At 74.7% G+C, this 7,603-nt stretch carries 7 protein-coding genes; 6 read left to right on the forward strand and 1 reads right to left on the reverse strand.

Annotated elements, in window-relative coordinates; all coding sequences use genetic code 11:
* On the forward strand, nucleotides 1–451 hold a 451-nt coding region (locus L1885_RS19730), incomplete at its 5' end, for a class III extradiol ring-cleavage dioxygenase family protein (protein ID WP_505016781.1).
* A 202-nt stretch (nucleotides 452–653) separates the two neighbouring features.
* Here L1885_RS19730 and L1885_RS19735 read toward each other — a convergent pair.
* The gene (locus L1885_RS19735) at nucleotides 654–908 is read right to left on the reverse strand and encodes an antitoxin (protein WP_235798489.1); all 255 of its coding nucleotides are present in this window, start codon (nucleotides 906–908) and stop codon (nucleotides 654–656) included.
* 129 nt (nucleotides 909–1,037) lie between these two features.
* On the opposite strand from L1885_RS19735, the gene miaA reads away from it, so the two are divergent.
* The 5 genes from miaA to L1885_RS19760 all read left to right on the forward strand — a co-directional run.
* Nucleotides 1,038–1,976 carry a tRNA (adenosine(37)-N6)-dimethylallyltransferase MiaA gene (gene miaA, locus L1885_RS19740; RefSeq protein ID WP_235798490.1) on the forward strand — a complete coding sequence of 313 codons (939 nt, stop codon included), beginning with the start codon at nucleotides 1,038–1,040 and terminating at the stop codon, nucleotides 1,974–1,976.
* 303 nt (nucleotides 1,977–2,279) lie between these two features.
* Nucleotides 2,280–2,702 (forward strand): hypothetical protein, encoded by a 423-nt coding sequence (locus L1885_RS19745; protein ID WP_235798494.1) that lies wholly within the window; start codon nucleotides 2,280–2,282, stop codon nucleotides 2,700–2,702.
* 75 nt (nucleotides 2,703–2,777) lie between these two features.
* On the forward strand, nucleotides 2,778–3,659 hold the full coding sequence (gene dapF, locus L1885_RS19750) for a diaminopimelate epimerase (protein ID WP_235798491.1): 882 nt from the start codon (nucleotides 2,778–2,780) through the stop codon (nucleotides 3,657–3,659).
* Between the two features lie 151 nt (nucleotides 3,660–3,810).
* Complete coding sequence (locus L1885_RS19755) at nucleotides 3,811–5,904, forward strand: RelA/SpoT family protein (protein WP_235798492.1); 2,094 nt, start codon at nucleotides 3,811–3,813, stop codon at nucleotides 5,902–5,904.
* Between the two features lie 165 nt (nucleotides 5,905–6,069).
* Nucleotides 6,070–7,603: M1 family metallopeptidase (locus L1885_RS19760; protein WP_235798493.1), on the forward strand; the 1,534-nt coding region annotated here is incomplete at its 3' end.

Consider the following 7,603-nt stretch of genomic DNA (forward strand, 5'->3'; position numbering starts at 1 on the left):
CCGCCTGCCCGAGTCCCTCGCGGTCGCCGCCTGGCTGCTCGCGCGGGTGGGGTGGACCGAGGCGGCGCCGGCGTCGACAGCCGCGCTCGCCGTCCCCGACGACCTGGACCCGGGGGCCTGCCGGGCGGCCGGCCGCGAGCTCGCGGCGCAGGCGCCGCGCGTGGCGCTCCTCGTGATGGGGGACGGCAGCGCCTGCCGCACCCTGAAGGCCCCCGGCTACCTCGACGAGCGCGCCGAGGACTTCGACGCGTCCCTCTCCCGCGCCCTCGCGGCCGCGGACACCGCCGCGCTCGCCGCCCTCGACGTCTCCCTCGCCCGGGAGCTGCAGGTCGCGGGGCGTGCGCCGCTGCAGGTGCTCGCGGGCGCGGCGGAGGGCGCCGGGCTCGCCGGACGGCTGCTCCACGAGGAGGCGCCCTACGGTGTCGGCTACTTCGTGGCGGCCTGGTCGTAGGGCGCGTCCACCCGCGGCCATACGGGCGGGCCACCGGAGCCGGAACCGGAGGGCCCCCGCGCGGACGCGTCAGGGAAGGGACGGACGCGTCGCGCCCCGGCACGGCGACCAGGACGCGTCAGGGTGCCGGCCCGCCCCGGGCTGCCGGGACGCCGGCCTCCCGGCCGACGCGATGAAGCGCCCTGTCCCCGCGCGCCCCGGATCAGCGCGGCGCGTCCGGGTCCGCGGCGCCGCCCGCGGAAGGGCCGTCCTTGTCCTTCATCCGCTCGATGGCGTCCTTGGCCTTGCCCGTGCCGGCGCCGATGCGGTCGCTGTACTTGCCGTTGGTCCTCTCGTCGACCGTCCGCGCGGCCTTGTCCAGTCCCTGACCGATCCGGTCGCCGTGCTGCGCCGCGAGGTCCGAGACCTTCTCCCGCGCGGGCGCGAGCCTGGCCTTCAGCTGTTCCTTGAAGCCCATGGAGCACCTTCCGTCCCGAAGAGTTCGAGCAAACGTTCCATACCCGGTCAAAGGGTACGGCGCGCGGCGGTGCCGCGCACAGGGACGAGCCGGTCGGAGCGCGCCGGGCGCGTTTGCGAGACTGGTGCGGTGACAAGCGCAGCTCCCGCCCCCCGGGTCATCGCCGTCGTCGGTCCCACCGCCGCGGGCAAGTCGGATCTCGGCGTCCACCTCGCCCGGCGGCTCGGTGGCGAGGTGGTCAACGCGGACTCGATGCAGCTCTACCGGGGCATGGACATCGGCACCGCGAAACTGACCCACGAGGAGCGCGCCGGCGTCCCGCACCGCCTGCTGGACATCTGGGACGTGACGGAGACCGCGAGCGTCGCCGAGTACCAGCGCCTCGCCCGCGCCGAGATCGACCGGCTGCGGGCCGAGGGCCGCGTCCCGGTCCTGGTCGGCGGCTCGGGCCTGTACGTGCGCGGGGCGATCGACGCCCTCGACTTCCCCGGCACCGACCCGGCGGTGCGGGCCCGGCTGGAGGCGGAGCTGACGCTGCGCGGCTCCGGCGTGCTGCACGCCCGCCTCGCACAGGCGGACCCCCGGGCCGCGGCGGCCATCCTGCCGAGCAACGGCCGCCGTATCGTGCGGGCGCTGGAGGTCATCAAGATCACCGGCCGGCCGTTCACCGCCAACCTGCCGGGCCACGAGGCCGTGTACGACACCGTGCAGATCGGCGTGGACGTGCCGCGGCCCGAACTCGACGCGCGCATCGCCCTGCGGGTCGACCGCATGTGGGAGGCGGGCCTCGTCGAGGAGGTGCGGGCCCTGGAGGCGCGCGGCCTGCGGAACGGGCGGACGTCGTCGCGTGCCCTCGGCTACCAGCAGGTGCTGTCCGCGCTGGCCGGCGACTGCACCGAGGAGGAGGCCCGCGCGGAGACCGTGCGCGCCACCAAGCGCTTCGCGCGGCGGCAGGACTCCTGGTTCCGCAGGGACTCGCGCGTGCACTGGCTCGACGGCTCCGAGGGGGCCGCGGGGCGCCTGCGGGAGGACGCCCTGGCGCTGATCGAACGGGCGGTCACAGCCTGATCACGTGATGGCATCGGGACGCCCCGGCCGTCAATCCGGGTGCTGACGGCGTGCCATCATCGAGCATCTATCCACCCGTGGAGTGTCGAGTTGGGAGGGCGCGTGGCGATGGAGGCCGGCCCTCGCGATCCCCAGCCGGCGACGCGGGACGCCCCCGGACCGTCCGACGACGACGGTCCGCGACCGCCCGCCGTCCCGGCCCCGCAGGCGCTGCACGCGCACGCACCGGGCGACCTTCCCCGGACGGACCTCCCCGACGCGGACGGCCTCGTGCAGGACGGCCCCCTCGGCGACCCCCTCGGGATCGACGGACGGCCGGGAGCCACCGTCACCGGCGGCCTGTCCGCGGACGGGCCCGACGAGCAGGACGAGGCCGAGCGGGGCACGCCCGAGGTCGAGGTCGAACTCAGACCCCAGGGCAAGTTCCGGATCTGGCAGATCGCGCCCATCGTGATACTGGCCGGCGTCGGCTCCCTCATGTTCGCCTTCCCGCTCGCCTTCGGCACCGGGGACGGCGGTTCCGTCACCGCCATGCTCGGGCTGCTGCTGGGCTGCTGCGCCGCGGGCTGGGGCATGGCCGCCGCCCGCAAGGTCGGCTACACCTGGCCGGGCCTGCCGTCGAAGGCCTCCGGCGAACGAGCCGACTGGCGCTTCGTGGCGCTGTACGTCGTCGTCGCCGCGGTCGTCGTCGCGCTCGCCGTCTGGCGCGTGGCCCGGCTGCGCTGAGCGTCCGCGCCGCCCCGGCGTCCACGGCGTGGGCGCCTTCGGCGCTTTTCCGCGGGGCCTCCTACGATGGTTCCCGTGACCACCACACCGACCACGCCCCTCGCCTTCCTCAAGGGCCACGGCACGGAGAACGACTTCGTGATCCTGCCGGACCCGGACAACGCGCTCGACCTGCCCGGGAGCCTCGTCGCCGCGCTCTGCGACCGCAGGGCCGGCATCGGCGCGGACGGCGTCCTGCACGTGGTGCGCTCCGCGGCCCACCCCGAGGCGCGCGCCATGGCCGGCTCGGCCGAGTGGTTCATGGACTACCGCAACAGCGACGGCTCGGTGGCGGAGATGTGCGGCAACGGGGTGCGGGTCTTCGCCCGCTACCTGCAGCACGCCGGACACGTCGGCGCGGGCGACCTCGCGGTCGCCACCCGCGGCGGCGTGAAGCTCGTCCACCTCGCCAAGAACGGCGACGTCACGGTCCGCATGGGCCGCGCCGCGCTCCCCGGCGACGACGTCGAGGTCACGGTCGGGACGCGCAGCTGGCCCGCGTACAACGTCAACATGGGCAACCCGCACGCCGTCGCCTTCGTGGACGACCTGGAGCACGCGGGAAAGCTGCTCACCACGCCCGCGTACGCCCCGGCGGCCGCCTATCCCGACGGTGTCAACGTGGAGTTCGTCGCCGACCGGGGACCGCGCCACGTGGCGATGCGCGTCCACGAGCGCGGCTCGGGCGAGACCAGGTCGTGCGGCACCGGCGCGTGCGCCGTCGCCGTCGCGGCGGCCCGCAGGGACGGCGCCGACCCGGCCCTGAGCGGCACGCCCGTCACGTACACGGTGGACCTGCCCGGAGGGCGGCTCGTGATCACGGAGCACCCCGACGGGGAGATCGAGATGACGGGGCCGGCCGTCCTCGTCGCCGAGGGGCACATCGCGCCGGAATGGCTCGAATCATCCTTCGGTTGAGACATGCAGGCGTTCGCTTGAACGGGTGATCCGTTTCACGCTGAACGAGAGCTGGTCTGGTCCACGTGGTGGGCTCGATAGCATCAAGCACCGGCCCGGAGGGCGCGACCCAGTCCCTCGTACCGCCGGTCGACCCTGCCCGGAGGTGCCCATGAGTGCAGAGGCCACCAGCCCTGGTGTCCACGGCCGCAGGCGCGGCCTGCCCCGTATCGACCTCCGCAGGCTGGGCAGGGCCGCTCTGCTCGGGCCCGCGTCGCGCGACCGGCTGCCCGACGCCATAGGACACGTGGCCGAGGCGCACCGGGCGCACTTCCCGGACGCCGACCTGTCGGTGCTGCACCGGGCGTACGTGCTCGCGGAGGCCTCGCACCGCGGCCAGTACCGCAAGAGCGGCGAGCCGTACATCACCCACCCCCTCGCCGTGACGCTCATCCTCGCCGAGCTCGGCGCCGAGACCACCACCCTGACCGCCGCGGTCCTCCACGACACCGTCGAGGACACGGACGTCACCCTGGACCAGGTCGGGGAGGAGTTCGGCAAGGAGGTCCGCTACCTCGTCGACGGCGTCACCAAACTGGAGAAGGTCGACTACGGAGCCGCCGCCGAGCCCGAGACCTTCCGCAAGATGCTCGTCGCCACGGGCAACGACGTGCGCGTCATGTCGATCAAACTCGCCGACCGGCTGCACAACATGCGCACGCTCGGCGTGATGCGCCCCGAGAAGCAGGAACGGATCGCCAAGGTCACCCGGGACGTCCTCGTCCCGCTCGCCGAACGGCTCGGCGTCCAGGCCATCAAGTCCGAACTGGAGGACCTGGTCTTCGCCATCCTGTGCCGCGAGGAGGCCGCCGAGACCCGCACCCTGATCGCGGGGAACGCCTCCGCGGGCGACGCCCTCGCCGCGACCGCCGACGACATGCGGCGCGTCCTGCGCGAGGCCGGCATCACCGGCGAGGTACTGGTCCGGCCGCGCCACCTCGTCTCGGTGCACCGGGCCCGGCGCAAGCGCGGCGAGCTGCGCGGCACCGACTTCGGCCGGCTCCTCGTGCTCGTCGCCGACGACGCCGACTGCTACGCGGTCCTCGGCGAGCTGCACACCTGCTTCACGCCGGTGATCTCGGAGTTCAAGGACTTCGTCGCGGCCCCCAAGTTCAACCTCTACCAGTCGCTGCACACCGCCGTCGTCGGCCCGGACGGCGCCGTCGCCGAAGTGCTGATCCGCACGCACCAGATGCACAAGGTCGCCGAGGCCGGCGTCGTCGCGCTCGGCAATCCCTACGCCCCCGGCCCGCCCGCCGGCGACACCGCCGTGGAGGGGCCCGACGGCGAGCGGATCGACCCGACCAGGCCCGGCTGGCTCTCACGCCTGCTGGAGTGGCAGGAGTCCGCGCCCGACCCCGACACGTTCTGGACGACCCTGCGCGCCGACCTCGCACAGGACCGCGAGATCACCGTCTTCCGCGCCGAGGGCGGCATGCTCGGCCTGCCCGCCGGGGCGACCTGCGTGGACGCCGCCTACGCGCAGTACGGCGAGGCCGCGCACCGATGTCTGGGCGCCCGAGTCAACGGCCGCCTCGTCGCGCTCGGCACGGTCCTGCACGACGGCGACACCGTGCAGATCCTGCTCGCGCACGACGCGTCCTCCGGCCCGTCGCCCGAGTGGCTGGAGCACGCCCGTACGCCCGCCGCGCGCATCGCGATCACCGGCTGGCTCGCCGCGCACCCCGACGAGGCCGCCCTCCCCGACGCCTCGCCCCGGCCCCCGGCCGCCGTCTCCGCGGGCCCGCGGGGCACGGTCGGCGTCATCAGCGACCTGCCGGACGCGCCGGTACGCCTGGCGGGCTGCTGCACCCCCGTGCCGCCGGACGACATCACCGCCTTCCAGGTGCGCGGCGGCACCGTAACGGTCCACCGCACCCAGTGCCCGGCCGTCGACCGGATGACGGTGGAACGCGAGCCCGTCCCCGTCACCTGGGCCGCCGGCGACACCGGCGACTGCCAAGTCACCCTGCGCGCCGAATCGTTCGGCCGCCCGCGGCTGATGGCCGAACTGACCGACGCCATGTCGACGGCGGGAGCCGCCATCATCTCCGCCACGGTCGAACCGCCGAGCAGGCAGCGCGTCAAGCACACGTACACCGTCCAACTCGCCGACGCCTCGCTGCTGCCGGGGCTGATGCGCGCCATGCGCGACGTGCCCGGCGTCTACGACGTGAGCCGGGCGCAGCAGCCGGCGGAGGCGTAGGCCCGCCGGCTGCTGCGCCGCCAGGCGGTGGCCGCGGCCCGGTCGCCGCCGCGAGGTGCGCCCCCGGCGCCGACGCGTCCACGCAACGCCCCCGGCCGACCCCTTTCGGTGGAGACGGGCGCGCGCCGCCCCCACCCGCCCGCCGCACCCTGGTAGCGGTGGGGGATGCTCCTCACCTCCCGCCGGCTGCGCGCCGCACTGCTCGCCGCCGCCTCGGCCACCCTCGTCGCCGCGGCCCTGCCCGCACCGCAGCCGCTCGGCGTCGGCGACCGCCTCTTCCCCACCCTCGGCAACCCGGGCTACGACGTGCGCTCGTACGACATCGGCCTGCGGTACACCGGCGACAACACCAAGCCGCTCGACGCGGTCACCAGCATCGACGCGACCGCCACGGGCCGCCTGGACCGCTTCAACCTCGACTACACGCACGGCACCGTCCACTCCGTGCGCGTCAACGGCGCGCCGGCCGCGTTCACCACGGCCGGCGAGGACCTCGTCGTCACCCCCCGGGAGCCGGTCGCGGCCGGGGACCCGCTGGAGGTCACCGTCCGGCACACGAGCGAGACCGGCGGCGGCGGCGAGGGCGGCTGGGTGCGCACCACCGACGGGCTCGTGATGGCCAATCAGGCCGACGCCGCCCACCGGGTCTTCCCCTGCGACGACCACCCCGACGACAAGGCCTTCTTCACCTTCCACGTCTCGGCGCCCAAGAAGCTCACCGTCGTCGCGAACGGCGAGGAGGTCACGCGGAGGACCGCCGGGGCGGACACCGCCTGGACCTACCGCACCCGCCACCCCATGGCCACCGAGCTGGCGCAGGTCTCCGTCGGTACCTCCGCCGTCGTCCGCCGCACCGGGCCGCACGGCCTGCCCGTGCGGGACGTCGTGCCGGCCGCGGACAAGAGCCGCCTCGAACCCTGGCTCGCGAAGACGCCCGGCATGATCCAGTGGATGGAGCAGCGCGTCGGCCGGTACCCGTTCGAGGACTACGGGGTGCTCATCGCGGGCGCCGACACCGGCTTCGAGCTGGAGACCCAGACGCTGTCGCTGTTCGAGCGCAACCTCTTCGTCAAGGGCGGCTACCCGGAGTGGTACGTCGACTCGGTCCTCGTGCACGAGCTGTCGCACCAGTGGTTCGGCGACAGCGTCTCCCCGCACCGCTGGTCCGACCTCTGGCTCAACGAGGGCCACGCCACCTGGTACGAGGGCACGTACGCGGAGGAGCACGGCGGACCCACCTTCGAGAGCCGGATGCGCGACGCCTACAGCCAGTCGGACGGCTGGCGCGAGGCCGGAGGCCCGCCGGCCCGGCCCAAGGCCCCGGTGGCCGGGCAGCCCATCAGCATCTTCCGGCCCGTCGTCTACGACGGCAGCGCGCTCGTCCTGTACGCGCTGCGCCAGGAGGTCGGCGCCGACACCTTCTCCCGCATCGAACGCGACTGGGTGCGCGAGAACCGCGACTCCTCCGCGTCGACCGCCGACTTCGCGGCCCTCGCCTCCCGCGACTCCGGCCGCGACCTGACCGCGTTCTTCCAGACCTGGCTGTACGGCGCGAAGACGCCGCCCATGCCGGGACACCCCGACTGGAAGCCCGCGCCCGCCGCGCCGAGCGGGGCCAAGCCCCAGCAGCACGGCGCCGCCGCCCACCCGCACGGCGCGCCCGCCGGCGGTCAGGGCGCCAAGCGCCCGCTGCCCGCCC

It is taken from the genome of Streptomyces fuscigenes, assembly GCF_021556455.1.
GTDB lineage: Bacteria > Actinomycetota > Actinomycetes > Streptomycetales > Streptomycetaceae > Streptomyces > Streptomyces fuscigenes.